At 69.0% G+C, this 21,910-nt stretch carries 19 protein-coding genes and 1 tRNA gene; 7 read left to right on the top strand and 13 right to left on the bottom strand.

Going from position 1 to position 21,910, the window contains the following annotated elements; genetic code table 11:
* The first annotated feature begins 51 nt into the window (after positions 1–51).
* Positions 52–2,211, top strand: coding sequence for a glycoside hydrolase family 3 N-terminal domain-containing protein (locus HQM25_RS14290; protein ID WP_172990842.1), 2,160 nt, complete (start codon positions 52–54; stop codon positions 2,209–2,211).
* A 126-nt stretch (positions 2,212–2,337) separates the two neighbouring features.
* The gene (locus HQM25_RS14295; protein WP_172991682.1) at positions 2,338–3,285 is read left to right on the top strand and encodes a LysR family transcriptional regulator; all 948 of its coding nucleotides are present in this window, start codon (positions 2,338–2,340) and stop codon (positions 3,283–3,285) included.
* A gap of 10 nt (positions 3,286–3,295) precedes the next feature.
* Here the strand turns inward: HQM25_RS14295 and HQM25_RS14300 are convergent, their stop codons facing one another.
* Genes HQM25_RS14300 through HQM25_RS14325 form a run of 6 tightly spaced genes read right to left on the bottom strand, consistent with a single transcriptional unit; the run spans position 3,296 to position 11,299 of the window.
* On the bottom strand, positions 3,296–4,765 hold the full coding sequence (locus tag HQM25_RS14300) for a family 43 glycosylhydrolase (RefSeq protein WP_172990843.1): 1,470 nt from the start codon (positions 4,763–4,765) through the stop codon (positions 3,296–3,298).
* Positions 4,762–5,910, bottom strand: coding sequence for a GDSL-type esterase/lipase family protein (locus HQM25_RS14305; RefSeq protein ID WP_172990844.1), 1,149 nt, complete (start codon positions 5,908–5,910; stop codon positions 4,762–4,764). The genes HQM25_RS14300 and HQM25_RS14305 overlap by 4 nt, the downstream gene beginning before the upstream one ends.
* A 38-nt stretch (positions 5,911–5,948) precedes the next feature.
* Entirely contained in the window at positions 5,949–6,872 is a 924-nt protein-coding gene (locus HQM25_RS14310; protein ID WP_172990845.1) for an alpha/beta hydrolase, read from the bottom strand.
* Positions 6,869–8,506 (bottom strand): DUF5597 domain-containing protein, encoded by a 1,638-nt coding sequence (locus HQM25_RS14315; RefSeq protein WP_172990846.1) that lies wholly within the window; start codon positions 8,504–8,506, stop codon positions 6,869–6,871. The genes HQM25_RS14310 and HQM25_RS14315 overlap by 4 nt, the downstream gene beginning before the upstream one ends.
* Positions 8,503–9,978 carry a C-glycoside deglycosidase beta subunit domain-containing protein gene (locus HQM25_RS14320; RefSeq protein ID WP_172990847.1) on the bottom strand — a complete coding sequence of 492 codons (1,476 nt, stop codon included), beginning with the start codon at positions 9,976–9,978 and terminating at the stop codon, positions 8,503–8,505. The genes HQM25_RS14315 and HQM25_RS14320 overlap by 4 nt, the downstream gene beginning before the upstream one ends.
* Before the next feature lie 19 nt (positions 9,979–9,997).
* Positions 9,998–11,299, bottom strand: coding sequence for a C-glycoside deglycosidase beta subunit domain-containing protein (locus tag HQM25_RS14325; protein WP_172990848.1), 1,302 nt, complete (start codon positions 11,297–11,299; stop codon positions 9,998–10,000).
* A gap of 263 nt (positions 11,300–11,562) precedes the next feature.
* Between HQM25_RS14325 and HQM25_RS14330 the strand changes: the two genes are divergently transcribed.
* From HQM25_RS14330 to HQM25_RS14340, 3 genes are all read left to right on the top strand, one after another.
* Positions 11,563–12,726 (top strand): FAD-dependent monooxygenase, encoded by a 1,164-nt coding sequence (locus HQM25_RS14330; protein WP_172990849.1) that lies wholly within the window; start codon positions 11,563–11,565, stop codon positions 12,724–12,726.
* 38 nt (positions 12,727–12,764) lie between these two features.
* A complete protein-coding gene (locus HQM25_RS14335; protein ID WP_172990850.1) occupies positions 12,765–14,243 on the top strand; it encodes a GH39 family glycosyl hydrolase in 1,479 nt (492 codons plus the stop codon).
* 143 nt (positions 14,244–14,386) lie between these two features.
* Positions 14,387–15,019, top strand: a complete 633-nt coding sequence (locus HQM25_RS14340; protein WP_172990851.1) for a TetR/AcrR family transcriptional regulator — start codon at positions 14,387–14,389, stop codon at positions 15,017–15,019.
* Positions 15,020–15,046: 27 nt separating this feature from the next.
* Here HQM25_RS14340 and HQM25_RS14345 read toward each other — a convergent pair whose 3' ends face one another.
* The 6 genes from HQM25_RS14345 to HQM25_RS14370 form a co-directional block, all read right to left on the bottom strand.
* The gene (locus HQM25_RS14345) at positions 15,047–15,427 is read right to left on the bottom strand and encodes a hypothetical protein (protein WP_172990852.1); all 381 of its coding nucleotides are present in this window, start codon (positions 15,425–15,427) and stop codon (positions 15,047–15,049) included.
* A gap of 232 nt (positions 15,428–15,659) precedes the next feature.
* Positions 15,660–16,928, bottom strand: coding sequence for a family 43 glycosylhydrolase (locus HQM25_RS14350; protein WP_172990853.1), 1,269 nt, complete (start codon positions 16,926–16,928; stop codon positions 15,660–15,662).
* A gap of 384 nt (positions 16,929–17,312) precedes the next feature.
* Positions 17,313–17,666: a HepT-like ribonuclease domain-containing protein gene (locus tag HQM25_RS14355; RefSeq protein ID WP_217275153.1), complete on the bottom strand. Its 354-nt coding sequence runs from the start codon at positions 17,664–17,666 to the stop codon at positions 17,313–17,315.
* A complete protein-coding gene (locus HQM25_RS14360) occupies positions 17,663–17,941 on the bottom strand; it encodes a nucleotidyltransferase family protein (protein ID WP_254359363.1) in 279 nt (92 codons plus the stop codon). Before HQM25_RS14360 ends, HQM25_RS14355 begins: the two co-directional genes overlap by 4 nt.
* 762 nt (positions 17,942–18,703) lie before the next feature.
* Positions 18,704–18,776: transfer RNA gene (locus HQM25_RS14365), tRNA-Arg, on the bottom strand.
* A 100-nt stretch (positions 18,777–18,876) separates the two neighbouring features.
* Positions 18,877–19,527 carry an asparagine synthase gene (locus tag HQM25_RS14370; protein ID WP_172990855.1) on the bottom strand — a complete coding sequence of 217 codons (651 nt, stop codon included), beginning with the start codon at positions 19,525–19,527 and terminating at the stop codon, positions 18,877–18,879.
* A 113-nt stretch (positions 19,528–19,640) separates the two neighbouring features.
* Between HQM25_RS14370 and HQM25_RS14375 the strand changes: the two genes are divergently transcribed.
* Positions 19,641–20,489: an SDR family NAD(P)-dependent oxidoreductase gene (locus tag HQM25_RS14375; protein WP_254359365.1), complete on the top strand. Its 849-nt coding sequence runs from the start codon at positions 19,641–19,643 to the stop codon at positions 20,487–20,489.
* 112 nt (positions 20,490–20,601) lie between these two features.
* Positions 20,602–20,799, top strand: coding sequence for a hypothetical protein (locus tag HQM25_RS14380; protein WP_172990857.1), 198 nt, complete (start codon positions 20,602–20,604; stop codon positions 20,797–20,799).
* 106 nt (positions 20,800–20,905) lie between these two features.
* Here the strand turns inward: HQM25_RS14380 and HQM25_RS14385 are convergent, their stop codons facing one another.
* The gene (locus HQM25_RS14385) at positions 20,906–21,853 is read right to left on the bottom strand and encodes an aldose 1-epimerase family protein (RefSeq protein WP_172990858.1); all 948 of its coding nucleotides are present in this window, start codon (positions 21,851–21,853) and stop codon (positions 20,906–20,908) included.
* Between the last annotated feature and the right edge of the window lie 57 nt (positions 21,854–21,910).

Raw genomic sequence — 21,910 nt, forward strand, 5'->3', positions numbered from 1 at the left:
CGTTCGCCTCGCTCCCTGTCCTTCCCCCACCCGCCCCGACCGGAGTCCGCCATGAACCCCAGCACCCGCGTCGAGCGCCTGCTTGCACGGATGACGCTGTCCGAGAAGCTCGGACAGCTCCAGATCGTCTTCCGCCCCCGGCTCTCCGACGCGGCGCAGCTCGTGCGCGACGGGATCGGCTCGGTCTTCTGGCCGCGATCGGCGGCGTCGGTCAACGCGCTCCAGCGCGTCGCGGTCGAAGAGACCCGGCTGAGGATCCCCGTGCTGGTCGGTCTCGACGTCGTCCACGGCCAGCGCACGATCAGTCCGGTGCCGCTCGCCCAGGCCGCATCGTTCGATGAGGCGCTGGTCGAGCAGCTCGCCGCACTCGCCGCCGCCGAGGCGCGCTCCGGCGGTGTGACGTGGACGTTCTCGCCCATGGTCGATGTCTCTGCGGACCCGCGCTGGGGACGGGTGGCGGAGGGCTTCGGCGAGGATCCGCACCTGACCTCGCGGCTGGGCGCGGCGATGGTGCGCGGATATCAGGGTTCCGCACTGTCGGAGCCGACCTCTATCGCGGCGACGGCCAAGCATTTCGTCGCGTACGGTCAGCCCGAGGGCGGGCGCGACTACAACGGCGCCGACGTCTCGGAGCGACGGCTCCACGCCACGTACCTGCCCCCGTTCCACGCGGCAGTCGATGCCGGGGTCGCCTCGGTCATGGCCTCGTTCAACACCGTCGCGGGGCGTCCCATGCACGCGCACCGCGGCCTTCTCACCGGCACCCTGAAGCAGGAGTGGGGCTTCGCAGGCGTCGTCGTCGGCGACGCCGACGGCGTGCGGAACCTCATCCCCCACGGCGTCGCCGCCGACAGCCCCGACGCGGTCACCATCAGCTTCGACGCCGGGCTCGACGTCGAGATGGGGGGCCTCGTCTCGGAGGTCGAGGCGGCCGTGCGCTCGCGACTGGACCATCGTCGGGTCGACGACGCCGTCACCCGCGTGCTCATGCTGAAGGAGTCGCTCGGCCTCTTCGACGATCCGTACGTCGACGCCGCCGCCGAGATCACCGCGCCCTCGGCGCCTGCGCGCGCGCTCGCACGTCGCGCCGCGGCGCGAGCGTGCGTGCTCCTGAAGAACGACGGCACCCTTCCACTCGCTCCGGCGCGGCGTGTGCTGCTGACCGGTCCCTATGCGGAGTCGACCGACCACCTCGGCGCGTGGACGCAGTCCTTCGGAGCCCCCGCGGGCCGCATCGCCGACGCCTTCCGCGCGCGTTACCCCGACTCCCTGGTCGACGTGGTGCCGGGCACCGGATTCTTCGACGGCGACGACGCCGACCTCGCCGAGGCGTCGCGGGCGGCACGCGCGGCCGACCTCGTGGTGGTCCTGGTGGGAGAGCCGAGCGCACTGTCGGGAGAGGCCGCGTCGCGCAGCGATCTGCGCCTCCCGGGGCGGCAGGAGGAGCTGATCGCCGCCATCGCGGCATCCGGAACCCCTTTCGTCGTGGTCCTCGAGAACGGCCGGCCGCTCGTCGTCGCGGACTGGATCGATCGGGCGCCCACGGTCGTCGAGGCCTGGCACGGCGGCACCGAGGCCGCGTGGGCGATCGTCGACGTGCTGTCAGGCGATGAGGAGCCGGCCGGCCGGCTGCCGATGTCGTTCCCGCGATCGGTGGGACAGATCCCGATCCCGTACGCGCATGAGAACACCGGTCGGCCCGCGACGGTGCGCGGCCGCATGGAGCTGCATTCGGCCGACATCGGCCTCCAGGGCCCCGACAACGTGCAGGAGAAGTACACCTCCAAGTACCTCGACCTGGACCTCGGGCCGCAGTTCGCATTCGGTCACGGATCGGGCTACACGACATTCGCCTATGAAGGCGCGCAGCTTTCCGCCGGCGCGATATCGACGGCAGCGCTCGCGGAGGGCGCGACCGTGCGTCTCGACATCGACGTGGTCAATACCGGTGAGCGCGACGGCGACGAGGTGGTGCAGGTGTACGTGCGCGACGTCCTCGCGAGCCTCGCCCAGCCCGTGCGTCGTCTCGTCGCCTTCGAGCGTCGTGCGGTCGCCCGAGGCGAGCGCGCCCGGTTCCGGTTTGAGATCGGTGCAGATGAGCTCGCCCTGTGGATGCCGGGCACGGGCTGGATCGTCGAACCCGGCGTGTTCGAACTCCATGTCGGCGGAGCTCTGGACCGCACCACGCGCGTCGATCTTCGCGTGGTGTGACGGCTCCTCCCACACTGCGGCGGATCACTCTCACGAAGCTCTCGGCTGTGTCCATCAGCCGGATTGATACGCTGGGTGCACGTGGGCGTCAGCAGCCCCGACGCCCTACCCGAGGAGCACACCGACGTGTCTGACCTGGCCCCGCTCTCGCGGCTCGACCTGAACCTTCTGGTGTCGCTCGACGCGCTGCTCACCGAGCGCAGCGTCACGCGGGCCGCCGAGCGACTCCACCTGAGCCAGCCGGCGCTGAGCGCCGCGCTGGCGCGGCTGCGCACCCACTTCAACGATCCGATCCTCGCCCGCCGCGGGAACACTTACGAACTCACCCCGTTCGCCGCGCGTCTGATCGAGCACACGGCCACCGCCCTGGAGGCCGCGCGACGCGTCTTCGACAGTCAGGCGACCTGGACCCCCACCGCATCGACCCGGGAGTTCTCGGTATACGGCTCGGACTACGCTTTCGCGACGATCGGCGCCGCGATCTCCAAGCTCGCCGCCGAGCGGGGACTCGGCATCACGTTCCGTTTCATGCTGCACTCGCCCACGATCGTCGAAGACGCACCCGTCCGGCTGCGATCGGCGGACGCGATGATCATGCCCCACGGATTCCTGAGCGACCTCGCGTACGTCGACCTCTGGAACGATGACTGGGTCGCGATCATCGCGAACGACCACCCCGACGTCGAGGACACGCTCACGATGGAGCACCTGGCGACATTGCCGTTCGTGATGACCTATCACGCGAGAAGCGCCTTCACTTCGGCGGGGAGGCAGATTCAGCAGCTCGGCGTCGAGATGCGGGTGGAAGCCGTGGTCGAGAGCTTCATCGCCATGCCGCTGTTCGTCGCGGGCACCCGACGCGTCGGCGTCGTCCAGCGCGCTCTCGCTCCGATCGCCGCGCGCATGGGCGGTGTGCGGATCGTGCCGCTTCCGTTCTCGGCCACACCGCTGGTCAATGCCCTCTGGTGGCATCCGGTGCACGCGCGCGATCCCGAGCACGCGTGGATGATCGAGCTGTTCACCGAGGCCGGACGCATCGTCGAGCGGGAGGCGCACGCACTCACCCCGGCGTGACGCCGGGAGTTCAGCCGAGGCTGCGGTAGCGCACGTCGCGGAACCGGGCCGCGCCCTCGCCTGCGGCATAGAGCGCGGGGCGCAGGCTCAGCAGGTCCCCCATGGTGTTGGCGTGGTAGCCGGATGCCTCGTACCGCACGCCATGGCGGATCCACTCGCCGCCGGGCACCCGGTACCAGCCGGTGACGATGTGCTCCTGGTTGGTCAGGCGCAGCGTGATGCGATCGGTCGCCGGCGCCGGTTCGCGCCAGTGTGTTCGGATGCCGCCCGAGTAGCTCAGCATTCCCTCGCCGTCGATCCCCATCCCGCAGAACAGGCGGCTGTTGAAGAAGAGGAGCAGGCCCGCCTCGAGCGCTCCGTCGTGTCGAGCGAGCTCGACGTCGACCTCGATCTCGTACGCGTGATCTCCAGCGAGGATGGCCAGCGGTGATGCGTCACCCGGCCCCGTGCCTTTGCCGCGCATCACGAGCCCGTCATCCAACGACGTGCGCTCGAGCTCACGAGGCGCGGGCGCATGGAACGACCACCGGTCGCCCAGCCGCAACGACGAGAAGTCGTCGTGGAAGCCGGTGTCGCGGCGCTGCAGCCCCGCTCCGATGGGCGCGGTCAGCTCGCCGCCCAGGTCGACGGCGGGAGCGACCGGCCAGGCGTCGTCGTTCCAGGTGATCGGCTCGAGCAGGATCTGGCGGCCGAGCGTGCGGTAACCGTTCTCGTAGCCGTGCGACACCATGAACCACTTGCCCGCCGGGCCCGGGACGATCGTCGCGTGTCCGCGCGACCACCAGGCCTCGTCGGCGGAGCGGGTGCGCGCGATCGGGTTGCCGGGATGGTTCTCCCACGGGCCGTGCACCGACCGCGAGCGCGCGACGATCACCATGTGGCCGGTCGCCGGGCCGGCGGTGCCGCCCACGGCGCTGATGAGATAGAACCAGTCGTCGCGGCGGAGCAGCTTCGGCCCCTCGAGCGCGTACGCCTCGGTCACCCAGTCGTCGGGGTGACGCCAGCCGTCGTAGACCTGCTCCACGTCCCCGACCGTCGACAGGCCGTCGTCGGCCAGGCGCACGCGCCGGACGCCGCTCATGAAGAGGTAGCGGTGGCCGTCCTCGCCGACGACGTGTCCGGGATCGATCGCCCACCGGATGCCGAGATCGATCGGATCGGACCACGGGCCTGCCATCGAGTCGGCGTGGATCACGAAGATCGCCGGCTCCGTGAGCTCCGACCAGGGCGCCGGGATGAACGGGATGTAGATGAAGTAGCGGCCGTCGTGCTCGGCGATGTCGACGGCGAAGGTGCTCCCGATCGGGTTCGGCAGCGCGGAGGTGACGTACTCCCAGTTGACGAGATCGGTGGAGCGATAGAGCAGCAGTCCCGGTGCCGCCTCGAACGACGAGTAGGTCATCCAGTACTCATCGCCGACCTTGATGATCGCCGGGTCGGGCCGGTCGCCGGGGAGGATCGGGTTCGTGAACGTCGTCATGCGCGGGAGATCCATTCTTCGACGACCGACGAACGCGCGAACCGGTCGGCGATCCGCAGATAACCCGCCGGGCTGGGGTGGAGGCCGTCGGGAAGCTCCGCGATGTCGTCGGGACCGAACAGCTCCAGTCCGTCGAGATAGAACAGGGCCGGATCCTCCACCGCGCGCGCCTCGACCACCTCGCGCAGGATCTCGCGGATCGAACGGAGGGTGAGCGGCGCGCCCATGAAGTCGGCCGGCGCGTCCGGAGTTCCGCGCCGCTCCCCCGTCTCGGGGTCGGTGACGGTGGGGCCGGGAGTGTCCTCGTGCATGGGGCAGAGGATCGGCGAGATGACCAGGATCGGCGCCGTCGGAGCGCCGTCGCGGATCGTGTCGAGGAATCCGTGCAGCGCGGGGATGAACGTGCGTCGCTTCATCGTGTCGGCGCCGACGATGTTGATGCCGATCTTCAGACTGAAGAGGTCGGCGCCGGAGTCGCGCATCGCCCGCGCCGTGAACGGGTCGAGGTGGGCGTTGGCGGCGAAGCCGAGGTTCGTCACGTCCAGATCGAGCTGCCCGGCCGCAGCCACCGGCCACACCCCGAGCGGCGTCTCCGCCTCGATGCAGTGGCTGATCGAGCTGCCGTGGTGCCACCAGCGGAGCTGGTCGAGTGGCTCCGCTGGATGAAGCGGAGCGTCGGCGCGCACGTCGCTGATCTCCACGGCTTCCGTCTGAGGAAGCCAGATCGCCACCCGGCGTTCGCGTCCGCCGCTGTCGCCCAGGTCGAAGCGGACCGTGGCGGCTGCGCCCTTGACGAACCGCCGACCGTCGGGGGCCAGATGCAGCTCGGAGCCGCCCGTCGTCCGGCCATCGCCGACGAACCGACCATCGACGGTCGCCGAGAAGACCGACCACCGCTCCTGCTCGGGCAGCCACGGCAGGTACAGCCCCGTGGTCTCCGCCGTGAGCTCGATCCACGTCGCCGCCGTGCGGAACTCGCAGCGCACCCCGGAGGCCTGCTCCGAGGCGATCCGCATCCAGTCCCCGTCGAACTGCGCTCGCGCGCTGAGGGGCAGGCGGATCGGCGTCAGTCCGGTCTCGCGCGCGTCGATGTCGACGGCTCCACGCAGGCTGCGGCTGACCAGTTCGGCGATGTCGTGATTCATCTCAGCGCATTCTCTGTAGATAGCGATGCGTGGCGTGTTCAGGGGGCGCGGAGCCAGTCCGCGATCGCGTCGATCGTGGGCAGCGCCGTCGGGTCGGCGGGCTCGTTGATGTGTCCGTGCTCGGCACCCGGCTCCAGATACAGGGAAACGGGCACCCCCACGTGCTCGAGCTGCTGCGCGAAGGCCTCCCCCGACGGCCGCAGATCGTCGCGCTCGCACACGAAGATCAACGTCTCGGGAAACCCGTGCCCGTCGCCGAGCCCGGCGAAGGCGTGCGGATCGGCGAGCGCCTCGGGCGAGCCCGCGTAGTTGAGCGTCAGCTGGCCGTGCGGCGACTCGGGGTCGACCTCCGCCGATGCTGCGGGCCCGTTGGGGTGCAGCACGGGGTAGACGAGCACGAGCCGTTCGGGCAGCGGGGCGGCGGCATCCCGCAGCCTCGTCGTGGCACCCGCGGTCAGCGCACCTCCCGCCGATGCACCGCCGAGGGCGAGGCGCTCGGGCGCGACCCCGATCAGCTCAGCGGAGTTCGCCCGCGCGAACGACCACGCGGCGATCACGTCATCGGACGGGACCGGGTGGTGAACGCCGGCAAGGCACTTCCGGTAGTCGACAGCGATGACCGGGATGCCTCGTGCCGCGAGCTCCAGGGCGACCCAGTTCGACTCGGGCATGTCGAGATGACCGCCGATGAACGCGCCGCCGTGCACCCAGACGAGGCCGGTGCCCGTAGGCGTCGCCGAGGCGTCGCGGTAGGTGCGCACCGGCACCGGACCGTGCGGACCCGCGATCTCGAGGTCGCGCATGACGACCGATCCCAAGTGCGGGAAGCGGCGGACGAGCGAGGCGGTGTCGATGTCGGGGCGCGGGTCGGCGGGTTCGCCGTGCTCCGCCAGCCACGCCAGCGCCTCGGGAACGGGGAGCCGGCGGAAGTCCGGGAGGGCGTCCTGCTCGGTGTCGGTCACGACTGGTCCTCTCCGGTGGATGACGGACGGAGCAGGCGGATGCGCACCGCTCCCACTGAATCGATCGGAAGGAGGCGAAGTCGTTCGTCGCCGTTGAGCTCCCGGCCTTCGCCGAGCCGGTCGTCTTCGAAGACCAGCTCGTGCACCGCGTCGATCTCGACCTGCCCGTCGACGTCGAAGTCCAGAGTCATCCCCTGACCGATCGCGATGAAGACGTCCTGCGTCTCGCGGACGATGAGAGCGAACGGCCGCTCCTCTGCCGGAGCGGGGATCAGCGCGTGCGGCGCAGTCTCCATCGGCAGATCGATCGTCGGCGGCGGCGCCTGGACTCCGGCATCCAGCAGCATCCGTCGAAGAAGAGCCAGCGACCCGCGGAAGGTGATCCCGACATCGCCGAGTTGGCGGCGCTCTTCCTCGACGTCGGGATCGATCACCGCCGCCGTGAGGGAACCCTGTGTCCGAGCGTGAGCGAGGAGCGGCTCGAAGGCGGCGAGGAAGCGCAGCGTCGTCGCGATCTGGCCGTGTTCGCGCACATCGTCGATACCGAACGCCGACCACCCGACGGCGCCATGGACGCCGACCGCGCGGACGAGTTCGGCCGCACTGAGTCGGCATTCCGGGACGAACAGTGTGTTCGCGTCGGCGTAGGCGCGCATCGCGGGTTCGGTGTCGGTGACGTAGATGTCTGGCGAAAGCATCGCCAGTGACGGGGCAGCTGCCTGCCACACATCGAGCACCCGCGCCCCGGGCCCTCCGCTGGGGTACTGACCAGCGCGGTCCTGCCCGGGCTGCGGGCCGAGCCAGGCATTGGCGTACGTGGGTGTCGCCAGGTGACGCCGCACGCGCTGGGAGAGCTCCTCCGCATGCGATGCGAACGCCCACGCCATGAACAGCTCCTCGGCCTGCCAGTCGTCGCCGAAGACCTCTGGCCAGGTCCCTCCCTCACGGGCGCCGGCCTCCCGCCAGAGACGGCCCGCATGGGACGTCGCGGGATCGGCGGCAACGGCGAGGCCCAGGAGCGCCTCAGGGACGGGAGACCGCCACGCGGCTTCAGCGCCCGAACTGCGGTCGCGACTGTCCGCCAGGATGCCGACCTCATTCTCGATCTGAAGCAAAGGCACCACATCCTGCGCGCCGAGCTCGGCGATGTGCTGCGCGAGCGCCTCGACCGCGGCCGCGTCGGCCGACGTGAGCGCGGGCGAGAACACCGACAGGACCGGCTTCGGAGTCGCGCCCTCATAGGTGAACGCAGTGGCGGCGCGCTCTTCGACCGCCGCACGAGGGAAGCGGGCGCGATCCGCTCGCACCCAGGTCGGCGCGTACGTCGAGGCCGCGTTCTTGTAGGCGCCGAACCACAGCAGCACAAGCCGCAGCCCGGCGCTGCGCGCACTCTCGACCAGGTGGTCGACGAGCGCGAAGTCGAAGATCCCTTCCTCGGGCTCGAGCTGGCCCCAGCTCACCGGGGCGATGACGGTGTTCGTATGAAGGCGTCGCACGTGCGCGAGCGCGTGCGTGATCGATGCGAGCGTCGATGCCGACGAGTTGTGCAGCTGTCCGCCGAGCAGCAAGCGTGACTCGTCACCCTGGACCAGCTCGCCGACGGCGTGGGTGCGGAAAGTCCAGGCCCCGGTCATGCCGGCTGCCACGCCCGCATCGCGGAGCGGATGAGGTCGTGCTGCCTGCGGACCAGCAGCAGCGGGTCGACCTCGCCGAGCTCGGCGAAGGCGTGGCCCTCCCACTCGCTCGACCAGTAGCCGCGATAGCCGTTCTCGACGAATACGCGCACGTGCTCCGGATAGTCGATCGCGGGCTCCTCGCCCGACTCGTCGATGTCGTAGAACTTCGCGTGGACGTGCTTGATCTGCGGCATGATGTCGGCCCACTCGCGGGGATCGACGTGGCCGTGCATGTTGAACGCGAGGTGCGCGAAGGCGCCCAGGCGACCGGGATCGAAGTCTCGACCCTTGAGGTAGCCGATGAACTCCTCCTGCCGCTCCCGCATGCTCGCATCGGTCGCCCAGATGCGCTGGAGTGTGTCGATCGCCTCGTCGTCGAGCCCGGCGCGCGCGACCGCACGCAGCAGTGTCGGCGACATCGCGTGCATCGTCGACGAGAAGTCGGCGACGAAGCCCAGGAGCGGCGAGTCGAGCTCGGCGTAGGTCTCCCGGACCTTCATGATCGGGTCGGCGTTCGGCCCCATCGGCGCGTGGATCTCGTAGGCGAGCGTGAGGTTGTCGCGTTCCGCGATCGGCAGCAGGCGGCGCAGCAGCTCGGGCTTGGCCGACTGGATGCGCACTAGCGGGAAGCCGAGCTTCTTCGCGCCCTCGAACATGAGCTTCGAGAACTCGAACTCCTCGTCGGGCGTCATGTCGCGGTCGCGGCGGCGGCCCATGTCGAGGTTGGCGCCGAACGAGCTCGCCGTGAACCCGTGCCGGTCGAACGCGGCGCGCCACTGCGCGACGAAATCGTCGCCGACGACCGGATAGGTCGGCACCACCTGCGACGCGACGATCTCGATGCCCGGCCCGATGCCGAGCTCTGCCACACGGTCGAGCAGACCGTCGAAATCGAACCATCCCGCGCGGAACTCCGCGGAGGCCGAATACAGCGTGAGACCCAGGTGGAACGGGTCCGCGTCGGTCGCCGGCGGCGGAGGAGAGACGTCCGACACCTGCACCGGAGGCGCGGCATCCCGATCCGTCGCCGTGAGCGCGAGGGTCTGACGCACCACGTTCGGCACGTACATCCCGGGCCCGCCGTCCTCACCCGGTGCGATCTGCATGTAGGGAAGACGGAGCATTCCGAAGATCGTGACCTCATGCGCGTCACCCAGCGTGATCGGCGTCTCGCGCGCCGCGACCAGCAGCGGATGCCGCTGCAGGAACCACAGTGTGTCGCTCTGCTCGGGCAGCTCGTCGAGGGCATACGACGTGCCGTCGAGCTCGAAGCGCAGGTCATCGGCGGGCACCTGCTCGCCGTCGATCCAGACCTGCAGGGTCGACACCGACGAGAGCCAGAGGCTGCGATACCAGGGCAGCGTCAGCGAGAGCGCGAAGCCGTCGGGATGCACCCGGAGGCTGTCTTCGGCGATGAGTCCGTTGGGCATGGTGCTGTGTCCTTGCGGGTCAGAGCTGCGACGCGATGCGGCGGATGAGGGAGTGCTGGCGTCGCACCTGCTCGATCGCACGCCACGGGTCGCGTTCGCCCTCGTACTCGCTGGAGAGGTACCCCGTGTAGCCGGCGTCCGTGAGCGCGCGCAGCACCGGCTCCCAGGGGATCTGCTGGTCTTCGAGGTTCTCGTCGATGTCGTGGAACTTCGCCTGGATGAACACGACGTACTCCGCGATCCCCGCGATGTCGGCGGGATCGACGGCGATGCCGTCGAGGAACGCCGGGCGACGGCCCGGGAGCTCGCCCGGCTTCATCGGAATCGGGCGGTCCTGGAAGATCCCGGTGTCGAGCAGGAGCCCGAAGTGCTTCGTGCCGGTGCGCTGGATGAGGTCGATGTAGTCGTCGACCACCTCGTGCTTGATCGGCGTCGGCGAGTGGATCTCGGGGCAGATGATGACGTCGAGCTCCGCGGCCAGATCGAGCGACCGCTCGACGGCCTCGGTCCACGCCGGGTGCGGCACGAGGTCGCTCGAGACGACGCCGATCTTGGGGCGGACGAACCGGAATCCGAGCCGCCGTGCCAGCTTCAGGTCGCGCTGCAGCATCCCGGCGGCTTCGAGGGCGGTGAGGTCCCTCGCGTTCGGTCCGCTCGAGTGCAGGCGGGTGTCGATCCACGAGCCGTAGTTGGTGGGTTCGAGCGAGTACTTCTCGAGGAGGCCGAACCAGGAGTCGATCCATGCGGTCGACGGGTTCGGGTAGTTCGCGACGTGGCCCTCGCCGAGGATTTCGACGCCGGTGGCTCCGACATCCGCCACGTGCGCGAGCGCCGTCTCGAGATCCATCACGGTGCCGAAGTCGTGCATGAAGCTGTAGAGGCTCACGCCGTACTGGAACGGGCCGCCGTCGCCCTCCGGCGAGAGGGTGATGCGACGCGTGATCCGGTAGGTCGACGGCTGGTGCTCGAGCGGGATGTACGACATCCGCAGGCGCAGCTCGACGGTAACTTCGTGGATGCCGGCCGGCAGGCCGCCCTCGAACGGAACGGTGATGATCGCGGCGTCTTCGAGGGGCCAGCGCACCCCCTCGGAGTCCCACAGCTGCTGGAGCGTGTAGGTGCGGCCCTGCAGCGTCCACAGCGGAACATCGTGGGCGACGTCGACGAGGCCGCCGACCTTGACGGAGACGCCATCGATGAGCGAGGCCGCCATGCCGCGATAGGACGGCATGCGCAGCCGCAGCTGGAAGCCGGTGACGCGGTCGCCCTCGCGGACGTTGCGGAAGCCGATGGACTGGAGGATCTCTCGTTCGAGAAGCATCGATGCCCTCTTCTGTGTGTTGCGGACCAGCACGACGGCGACGTCGGCACGAGGCCTCCACAGGCCTGGATCGAGGCTATCCCGTTTTCGCCTGATTCGCACATAAGTAGGCGCAATCAACACATAACGAGCGGTGATGCCAGCGCCTTGTGCGCTCCCCGGCGACCGATTAGATTTCAAATCCGAACAATAGTTTTGATTCTAAATCAGCCTCCCTGGTCCATCGACGGACGAGCCGGATGCTGCTCAGAGAGGATTACGCCATGGCAGAGCCGATGAAGATCCTGATCGTCGGTGCCGGTATCGGCGGTCTGACGACCGCCTCGGCCCTGGCCCGCATCGGTGCTCAGGTCGAGGTCATCGACATCAAGCCCGACAACAGCGTCGCCGGCGTCGGCTTCGGCCTCCGCATCAACGGCTTGCGGGCGCTGCGGGACATCGGCCTGCTCGAGAAGTGCCTCGAGATGGGCCACCCCGCACCGGGGATCGACAACTACGATTCCGACGGCAACTTCCTGAGCAACATGAGCTACGGCTCGCAGGACGAAGGCCTCCCGGGATGCGTGACGATGGCGCGAGTGGCCTTCCTCGAGATGGCCGCGCAGCACGCCCTCGACAACGGCTGCACGATCCGCATGAATACGACAGTCACCGACCTGAACCAGGACGACAGCACGGTCTCGGTGACCTTCAGCCGCGGCGACCGCGCCGATTTCGACCTGGTCCTCGGCTTCGACGGCATCAACTCGCAGATCCGGCGCGATCACTTCGGCGAGAAGTACGATCCCCGCCCCGTGGGCGGCGTGGCGTGGCGCGCGGCCCTTCCCAACCGGCGCAAGATCATGCAGCCGATCATCTGCCAGGGCTATGGGGGCAAGATCATGCTCACGCCCCTGTCAGAGGACACGATGTACATGGTGCTCACCGTGGCAGAGGAAGGCCGCCCTCGATACGACTCGACCAAGATGGCCGAGATCATGCACGATCGAGCGGTTGCGCTCACCCGTGGATCCGAGTTCCTGGCCGACGCGCTCGAAGACGTCCGTCACTCCGAGAATGTCGCGTACACGCCCTACTCGACGGTCTGGGTGCCGTACCCGTGGTTCCGGGGCCGCGTGATGATCATGGGCGACGCCGCACACGCCATGACGCCGTACCTCGGGTCGGGCGCCGCGATGAGCATCGAGGACGGAGTGGTCCTCGCCCAGGAGCTCGCGAAGGACCAGTCGCTGCTCGATGCGCAGCTGAACTTCATGAAGCGCCGTCTGCCGCGCGTGCGCGCGGTCCACGATCGCTCGATCGAGTCGATGCTCGAGGAGTTCGACTCCGTGACGCCGGAGACGTTCCGCGATCGCGTCGAGTATCTCCGCCACGACGAGCCGATCGCGAACGAGTACGCGAACCGCCTGCTGCGGATGCCCTACTGACCGGCCGAACCCGCCCCTTCGTCACTTAGGAGATCCTCGTGTCGCAAACCCACGAATCGTCCCCCGCCGCCGCTGCCGCGCCGGCTTCCTCCACGCGGGCGCTCATCGTCGACGCCGGTGACGAGAGCGCGTTCCGGCCACTGAACGGCGTGGGGGGCATCCCCGGTCCCGTCGACAGCTACCCGCAGTTCCCCGACATGACGCCGCTGTGGCGCGAAGCGGGGGTGACGGTGGTGCGCTCGTTCGACTGGGTCTCCCGTCTCGACACGCGCAACAACCCGACGAGCCTCTTCCCCGATTGGGGCGCCGACGTCGACGACCCCGCGAGCTACAACTTCGGCCCCACCGACCAGTGGGTCGAGGCGGTGCATTCCATCGGCGCCGAGGTCATGTTCACGGTGGCCAGTTCGATCCCCTCGAACAAGCTGCCGGCGGAGGATGTCGAGGTGTACGGGCGCGTCGTCGAGCACATCGTGCGCCATTACTCGCAGGGGTGGGCGGGAGGGCCGTCCCAGCCCATCCGGATCTACGAGTTCGGCGACCAGCCCGACTTCGGACCGCTGCACTTCGCGGGACGCCCCGAAGAGTTCTACGAGATGTACCGGGCGTTCTGCGAGGCAGTACACCGCGTCGACCCCTCGCTCACGGTCGGGGGCCCGGCCACCGCCTTCCCTCTGGAGGTGGACGCGCCGTACCGGGAGGGCTTCCTCGAGTTCGTGCGCGAGAACGACCTGCCCCTGGACTTCTTCTCCTTCCTCTGGTTCACAGACTCCAGCCGCGATCCACTCGACTACCGATACGTGTCCGAGAAGCTGCGCGCGCTGGTCGACCGCCACGGATTCACCGACACCGACCTGACGCTGTGCTACTGGAACTACCTCGGAGTTCCCAGCAACACCGCCCCGGCGGAGGAGAAGGGCGCGTTCCAGGCGGCAACCGCGATCTATATGCAGGACACCGTCATCGACCACGCCTTCTTCTTCCGCGCCGACAGCGGGCGCGATCCGCACTACGGCTTCGTCGACCCCGGAGGCGTCGGCGCGACGGACGGCACTCCCGACGAACGGTCCCAAGCGCTCGCCCTGGCCGGACGGGCGCTCACGGGTCGCCGACTGGCGGTCACCGGCGGGGACGAGTCGGGTCTCGCCTGTGCTGCCGGTCGCGACGGCGACGTGGTGCGCGTGCTCGTGGCGAACTACGTCGCCCCCGATACGGCGCTGACCGAACGGGCAGAGGATCGCTTCACCTTCCGCATCCCGATCGGCGAGCAGCGCATCGAACTCGGCTTCGACCTTCCGCCGCAGCGCCGTGATCTCGCGTCGGCGGGAGTGACGTCAGCCGGCATCCACATCCGCAACCTCCCCTGGGCGGGGCATTCTGTGAGCGTTACGCGCACCTCGTCGTCAGGAGTGGTGGACGGCCCCCATGAGGCACAGGTCTCCGACTCGGGCGAGATCCAGCTCGACCTCGAGCTCGCACCTCAATCGGTGTTCCTTCTCGAGCTTCGGGCCCGCTAGCCGGAGGACCGGCGAGCCTCGGTTGCGCAGGCGACAGCCCCGCTGTGAAAGCGACCCGCATGAGAACAATTGCTCCGGGCGATGGGTAGGCTCCGACGATGGACGGCGGGCGAAGCGGAGGGACGATGGCGAAGAGATCGACCGTGAACGGCGTGACGGAGCCCAAGCAGCAGCGCAGTCGCGACTCGTTCGCGAAAGTGCGCTCCGCCGTGCTGCAGCTGCTTCAGGAACGCGGCACCGGGCAGTTCTCCCTCGCCGAGGTGAGCGCCGTTGCCGGACTCTCCGTCGGGTCCATCTATGGCCGGGTTTCGAGCAAGGCGGAGTTGCTGAGGGCTGTGCAGAGCGAAGAGTTCGATCGGCTCGACGCCCACACCGAGAGTCACGTCAGCAGCGCTGCCGCCGGCGCGGAGACCTTCGAGCAGGCGACGAGCGCGATCGTGACCGTCTACGCGGAGATCCTGCGGAAGAACCGCGAGCTGCTGTCGCCGTTCTTCCTGCTCGGCATCGAGGATCGCGCGATCCTCGACCGAGGGCGGCAGTCCGGCGACGCAGGGCAGGCGGTCTTCGTCCGCGCTCTTCTCGCCGCAGCCGAGGAGCACGACGTGGAGCTGACGGAAGCGCGCGCGGACTGGGCGTTTGAGATCTTCTACAGCCTGTGCGTGCGCTATCTCGGCCTCGGCGTCGCGACGACGGCCAGCCCCGACAGCGATTACGACTGGAATGAACTCCTCAGGCGCCTCGCCGACACGGTCCACCTGATCCTTGCATCTGCCTGACGGCGAAGCCGGCGAGCGATCCGCGGATCATCCGCGTCGGTCGGCGCTGGCCGCGTGCAGCGCGGCCTCGAACGAGGCCACCGAGCCGCCGCACGTGTCGAGCGCCGCCGCGTCGAGCGCGAGCTCGAGCCCCGACGGGGTCCGCGCGAACACCGCCGGCGAGCCCGCCTCGGCGACCGCCGCACGCAGCTCGTCATCGAGCTCGTTCAGGTGCCGCAGCTCGAACGGCACTCCCAGCCGGGCGACCATGGCATCCCACTCCGGCTTGCGGCGCCACGAATGCGTGACATCGCACAAGCCGCAGTGGGCCGTGCCGAGCATGTGCCCGACGAGGTATCTGAGCTCGCCGATCGGACCGCCGTCGGCGTGATAGACCCCGACGTACCCGGATTCGCGCTCGCTGGTCACCGTGCCATTGTCCCCCGGGAGAGGGCGGGCGGGGGCCGCTCTCGGGCACCGGCTCACCGCGGCTCGCCGCCCGGCGGGTGCGGTCACGTCGCCTCGCGCGACATCCGCCACGAGCGCGCGCAGGATGGCGAGGACACCCGTGACCGAGATCGAGGGGATCGGCGCAATCACCCAGCGGTTCCACGCCTGACGGGCTCCCGGGAGCGCCGCGGCGGCTACGCCACGGTCACTTTCAGAACACGCCGTCGATCGCGCCGATGGCGGTCACCTGCACGCGCGGCCCGTCAGAGCCGAATATCGTCCGCGTCTTGTCCGTCCACGACGGCCACTCCCCCGTCGCTGACACGCGCACCGTGTACTCGCCGGGCGGAAGCTCGGGGCCGATGAACCGCACGCCTTCGTTCGGCTCGAGGCTGTACCAATCGATCAGCTGCGATACGTGCGTGGTGCCACCGGACATGATCTCGACCCGTGCATAGCCGCTGTGCCGGTCGGTGCGTCCGCTGACGATGACACGCCCGCCGCTCACCGCCGCCGCTACCGCCTCGCCGCCCTGCGCGAGCGGGCCGTCGATCCGGGCGTCCGCACTCTCGCTCACCGATGCGCGCGTGAAGGTCGCGGAGTCCCACGCCGGCCAGTACTCCGGCAGAAGCATGTCTCCGCCCCGCGCGACCGGCTGCCAGACGTACGTGGCAGCCGAGGCCTGGTGCGGGAAAGACCACCGATCACCCATGAAGAGATGCTCGATGCGCCCGTCGCGCTCGAGACGGAGCACGAACGTCGCCTGCGAGTTGTGCGTCAGCGTTCCGATCGGCGCAACCGTCCCGGACGGCACCCACGGACCGGAGAGTTCGTCCGCGGTCATCACGACGTTGTCGTTGCGTTCCCAGCTGGTCTTGCGGGAGAAGATCAGGTGGTAGCGGCCGTCGCGCGCGAACATCGCCGGAGACTCCCCGCCGGGGGCGATTCCGCTCGCGACCTTCTCGACCGCCGCACGATAGTCGCCGCGCAGCCGATAGATGTCGCCTTCGTGGACGAGGAGATACCCTTCACCGTCGTCGTCCTGGAACGTCCCGATGTCCCAGCGACGGATCGGCTGACCATCGAAGCGGAGCGGCCCCTCGAAGGAGTACTCCCCTGCGATCTCGTCGCTCGTCGCGATGCAGGTGTGGGGATCTGTGTAGCCGAGATCGTCGGCGTGCATGAACATCACGAACTGCCCGGTCGCCGGCGACCGCATGACCTTGACCCGCTCGCCGATCCGCCCGGGGCCGAGCAGCCCCGTCTGCTGCCGCGGCAGCACGATCCTCTCGAAGGTCCAGGTGGCGAGATCGGTCGACGAGTAGCAGGAGAAGCCGATGAAGGTGTTCTCGTCGTCGGTCTTGTACTCGCCGAAGAGATACCAGCGACCCTCGTGCTCGACGATGCAGCCGCCGTGCGCATTGACGGGCAGCCCCCGATCGTCGAACCAGGGGACACCGTTGACCACGAGGGGAGGCATGGCTCGAGCGTAGCGGGATGACGCTTTCCCTATGGCGGCGCTCCAGGTCGCCGGAAGTCGGGCCCGGTGGCATCCTTCTGCAGATCAGAGGGAATACGGACCTACCGTCGATGCCTCTGCGACGGTAAGCCAGCGGTCGTCCCGCGGTCACGGCAACCGAACCGAAGAAACACGAAAACCCGCGGAACTCCGCGGGTTTCTCGTTCAGTACTGTCTCAACACAGTGCGCGCCCGAAGGGACTCGAACCCCTAACCTTCTGATCCGTAGCAGTACGGTCACACCCCGTTCTCCCGCGGAATTCCGCGGATCTCGGCGTGTGGTGCACACATCGCCATGGCGAGCTGTGACGCGATGAGTGCGGCCGCGACCTGGCGCGTCCGCCATCAGAGGTCGTTGTCGAGGATCTCGCGAACACGACTCGAGAGGACGGGAAGGTCGTCGCGGATGGTTGCCCAGACGATGCCGAAGTCGACCGAGAAGTAGCCGTGCGCGACCGCATTGCGCATCTGGTACGCGGCCGCGAAAGGAATCTCGGGATGCTGCGCCACGAACTCGGGATACCCGACTTGGATCCGACGGCACGCTTCGCCAATCACCTCGATGTTCCTGATGACACCGTCCTGCACCAGCTCATCAGCCTCGAACTGAGACGCGTCCATGGCACGGGTGTACTGCTGGATCCTCTCCACCGCGACGACGATGTGGTCGAGGAAGTCCGCCAGCCTGGGCGCCGTCACACCGGAACCGCTTCAGCCACCACCACGTCACGGAACCGCTCCGGCAGGGCCCGCGGGGTCACGACGTCCACCTCAACTCCCAGCAGCTCGAGCAACTCATGCCTGATGGCGCCGATATCCATCAACGTCGTCTCCGCCGTCGGGTCGACGATGAGGTCAAGATCGCTCGACTCAGTATCCGCACCGCGGGATGCCGATCCGAAAACCCGAGGATTAGACGCCCGGTGCGCGGCGACGATCGCACGCACCGCGTCACGATTCGCATCCAACGCCATCGACGGCCTCATCACGCACCCCCTCGCGGCCAGTGTAGCCACCCGCCACAATCGACAGCACCCGAAACAGATGGCGACGGAGCCCGCAACGCGCACCCCCACCGCGCCGCACCCCGTCCGGGTCAAACGTGCAGCGAAGTCGGCATACTCCTCACACATTGCGGCATGACCCTGGCGCTCGCCGGCCGACCGTTCTGCGGGCACCGCCCGATAAGGGATCGGACCGCGCGCGGAGACGAAGCGTCCCGCGGTCTCGTTCGGATGGAGTCTGATAAACCGGCAACGCGGTCGAGAACGAACAAGATCGCGATGTCGCCGACAAGCTCCACACGCACACCACCGTGACCGAGCACGCCAGCATCCCGTGGGCGGTCTATGCCGAGGCCTCGGGCCACGCTTCGGGAGTCGTCAGAGATGTCCTGAGACATCACAAGCACATCGTGCTCCGGGCGGAGTTCTCGTGCACACATTGGTGCACACATGTGGGTGTCGTCCTGTGGCGCCACGGCGTGCGCGACCTCGTCGGGCACACACACCCAGTGACACGAAAACCCGCGGGCTGCCGGTCGATTCTTCGGGTTCGCCGTCAGGACGCGAATCGCTCAACCTTCTGACCGAAATCAGACGGATGCTGCGGTCCCCGCTGAATTCGTCCATCGAATCGATTCGGGCACCAATCGCAGGGACGAGCGGTCACCCCAGAAACACGAAAAACCCGCGGAACTCCGCGGGTTTTTCGTTCAGTACTGTCTCAACACAGTGCGCGCCCGAAGGGACTCGAACCCCTAACCTTCTGATCCGTAGTCAGATGCTCTATCCATTGAGCTACGGGCGCTTGCCGTCACGCTCTCGCGCAACAAGAGATTAGCTTACTCGACCGGCGCGCAGAGCGCGAATCGGCGCCAGGGCCCGGGCGCGTCGCCGCGCGTCGCCCGTCAGGAGTCCAATTCGCTGAGGTCGACGCCCGACTGCCGCTTCGCCTTGCCCTCGCCGTGCGAGGGGGTGGATGCCTTGCCCGGCGCGCCGGGTGCGGCATCCACTGCGTCGTCATGCGCCCGCCGATGGGCGGCGAGCCGCGGCAGGTCGATCAGTCGCAGGGACTGCATGCGCGCCGCCCGCATGGTGGCGTAGTCGGGGTCGAGGTCGGGGCGCATCGCCTCGACCTTGAGCCGCCGCTGCAGGTTGGACTCGACGTCGCCCCACGCGGCATCCCTCGACTGCTCGACGATGCCGCGGACCGCCTTCTCATCGCCGGCCAGGCGGCGCAGCTCCTTCGCGACGCCGCGGTACTGCCCCTGGCGCTTGCGCAGGTTGCGGGTGTCGCGGTCGCGGTAGTCGTGCGTGCCGTCGGGATCGCTGAACTTGCCCCACGCCTTCTTGCGTTGCCGGCGCGCCAGTTCGGCGGCGGCCTCCTGCTCGGCGGCGAGAGCCAGAAGCGTCTCGCGCGCGAGGGGCGCGAACCGCTCGATGTCGAACGGCGCATCGTGGGAGATCGTCTCGACGAGGATGTGGTTGCGCACCGCGAGGCGCGCCGCGGCAGACGCAATCGAGACGCCCTCGGCGATGGCATCCGCCGTCTTCACCATCCGCTCCTCCACAGTTGAGGCTACCGGTACGGGAAGGCCCTCCCGGTCAGCGACAATGGATGCCGGCCGCCGGCGCCCGACCGGCACGGCCGAATCTGGGAAAGAGGATGGACGTGGCACGAGCCCGACAGCTGGACGTGCGAGGGCGCACGACCGTGATCACCGGTGCGGCGAGCGGCATGGGAGCCGAGACCGCACGCGAACTCGATCGGCGCGGGGCGCGCCTCGCGCTGCTGGATCGCAACGCCGACGGCCTCGCCGCACTCGCCGAGACGCTCACGGGCACCGGCCATACCGTTCACGCGATCGACCTCACCGACGACGCCGCCGTGCTCGCCCTCGCCGGCGAGATCACCGCGGCGCACCCGCAGGTGCAGGCGCTCATCACGTGCGCGGGGTCGTCGATGCTCGGCGACATCACCCAGCTCACCATGGACGAGATGCGCTGGCTCATGGATGTCAACCTCTGGGGCACGGTCAACATCACCCAGGCGCTGCTTCCTGCGCTGCGCGCGCAGTCGGCCGCTCACATCACCCACCTCGTGTCGATCTACGGCCTCGCCGCCCCCGCGGGGCGGATTCCCTACGCGATGACGAAGTACGCGGTGCGCGGCTTCACGGAATCGCTGCGGCATGAGCTCGAGAACACGAACGTGACCGTCGGTGCGGTGTACCCAGCCGGGGTCAAGACCGGGATCATCCTGCACGGGCGCTACGCCGCGGCCCTCGACCCCGCGATCGCGCAGCGGGCGGCAGCCGCGCAGGCGGCGATGTACCACACCGAGCCCGCGACGGCCGGGCGCATGATCGCCGACGCGACCGTGCGCCGGCGCGTGCGCACCATGATCGGTCGCGAGGCGCGACTGGTCGACGTGCTCACCCGCCTCACACCGTCGCACTACTGGGGCGCGATGCGGCGGCCGCTGCGCGAGGCGATCGACACGACGACCCCGGTGGGCTGAGTCAGCGCCGCACCCGCGTTTAGCAACCCCGCGCACCCGACGCAACCCCCTGCTCGCACCGCCCGGGCCGACGTAGCGTGAAGTCGACGTCATTCCCCGAAAGGAGCGAATCATGGGTTTCATGGACGACGCCAAGGAGACCGCCGAGGCCGCAGGCCAGAAGATCAAGCGGACCTGGGAGGACACCACGGACCGCATCGGCGACAAGACCGATGAGCTGAAGGCCGACGCCGAGGTGAAGAAGGCAGAGGCAGAGCGCGACTCGGTGAAGGCGCGCAACGAAGCCAAGGAAGAGCTGCGCGACAACTGACGCACAAGACCCGCCGCGCACAGCGGCGCCATGCGGAGGGCCTCGGAGAGTACTCGGGGGCCTTCTGTCTTGCCCGCCGGGGCTCCGCCCGGCGGGCTCGTCTGTATCAGCCCTCGATCGCGGCGATCCGCCACGAGGCGCTCGTCGACGCCCCCGGCTCGAGCACGATGAGACCGGCGTCGTAGTCGTACCCGTCGGCGTTGAACGCGTCGGGGGCGCAGGTCATCGGCTCGACCGCGAGGCCGAGACGGCTCTGTGCGGCATCCGGCTTGTCGGCGGTGTGCACCTGCACCCACGGGCACGCGGTGTCCCACATCATCTCCACCCCGGCGCCATCGGCGCCGGTCACGCGCACCGCGGTCGTGCCGTCGGCGTCGCGCGCGAGTCCGGTGTAGGCGTGGTCGATCTCTGCGGTGCCGATCGCGCGCGCGGTGCGGAAGTCGAAGCGCGCCGGGTCGACGGCATCCACGGCCTGCAGGCCGGTGGGGATCAGCCGGTCGTCGGTGACGGCCAGCACCTGTGCGGCGGGCAGCTCGAGCGTCCACTCGTCGACCTTGCCGGGGCCGGCGACGAGGTACGGGTGGGGGCCGGTGCCGAACGGCGCCGGCTCGTCGCTCTCGTTGATGGCCGTCACGGTCTGCACGAGACCCTCCGAGTTCAGCGCGAAGGTCGTCTGCACCGTGATCCGCCAGGGGTACTGGGTCTGCGCGGGGATGGTCGCCGCCAGGGTCACGTGGCTCGGTCCCTTGTCGATCGCCTCGTAGTCCAGCCACACCGCCAGGCCGTGCAGGGCGTGCGCGCGGGCGGGCTCGGTCAGCGCGAGCTGACGGGCGACACCGCCGAAGGTGTAGCGGCCGTCCACGACGCGGTTGGGCCACGGCGCGAGCGTCACGCCGCGGTGCGCGGGACGCACCTCGTCGGCCTCGAACGGCACGACCAGGTCACGCCCGCCGAAGGTCAGCGTGCGCAGTGTCGCACCGACGCTGGCGATGCAGGCCTCGTAGTCTCCCGCGCGGAGCGCGTGCTGAGTGCCGGAGGTCGGGATTCGTGCCATGAGTGGGTGTCCTTGCCGTCGTGCCGGGCTCGGTGCCGGGAGCGGTCCCACCGAGCC

The sequence above is a fragment of the Microbacterium hominis genome, from assembly GCF_013282805.1.
In the GTDB taxonomy this organism is placed as follows: Bacteria; Actinomycetota; Actinomycetes; order Actinomycetales; family Microbacteriaceae; genus Microbacterium; species Microbacterium hominis_B.

Excerpts from the sequence above, each read along its gene's own strand:
- HQM25_RS14380 (WP_172990857.1), top strand. The coding sequence starts at position 20,602 with ATGGGTTTCATGGACGACGCCAAGGAGACCGCCGAGGCCGCAGGCCAG.
- HQM25_RS14290 (WP_172990842.1), top strand. The coding sequence starts at position 52 with ATGAACCCCAGCACCCGCGTCGAGCGCCTGCTTGCACGGATGACGCTG.
- HQM25_RS14370 (WP_172990855.1), bottom strand. The coding sequence starts at position 19,527 with ATGGTGAAGACGGCGGATGCCATCGCCGAGGGCGTCTCGATTGCGTCT.
- HQM25_RS14330 (WP_172990849.1), top strand. The coding sequence starts at position 11,563 with ATGGCAGAGCCGATGAAGATCCTGATCGTCGGTGCCGGTATCGGCGGT.
- HQM25_RS14305 (WP_172990844.1), bottom strand. The coding sequence starts at position 5,910 with ATGAATCACGACATCGCCGAACTGGTCAGCCGCAGCCTGCGTGGAGCC.
- HQM25_RS14320 (WP_172990847.1), bottom strand. The coding sequence starts at position 9,978 with ATGCCCAACGGACTCATCGCCGAAGACAGCCTCCGGGTGCATCCCGAC.
- HQM25_RS14325 (WP_172990848.1), bottom strand. The coding sequence starts at position 11,299 with ATGCTTCTCGAACGAGAGATCCTCCAGTCCATCGGCTTCCGCAACGTC.
- HQM25_RS14360 (WP_254359363.1), bottom strand. The coding sequence starts at position 17,941 with ATGGCGTTGGATGCGAATCGTGACGCGGTGCGTGCGATCGTCGCCGCG.
- HQM25_RS14385 (WP_172990858.1), bottom strand. The coding sequence starts at position 21,853 with ATGGCACGAATCCCGACCTCCGGCACTCAGCACGCGCTCCGCGCGGGA.
- HQM25_RS14300 (WP_172990843.1), bottom strand. The coding sequence starts at position 4,765 with ATGACGACGTTCACGAACCCGATCCTCCCCGGCGACCGGCCCGACCCG.
- HQM25_RS14315 (WP_172990846.1), bottom strand. The coding sequence starts at position 8,506 with ATGACCGGGGCCTGGACTTTCCGCACCCACGCCGTCGGCGAGCTGGTC.
- HQM25_RS14350 (WP_172990853.1), bottom strand. The coding sequence starts at position 16,928 with ATGCCTCCCCTCGTGGTCAACGGTGTCCCCTGGTTCGACGATCGGGGG.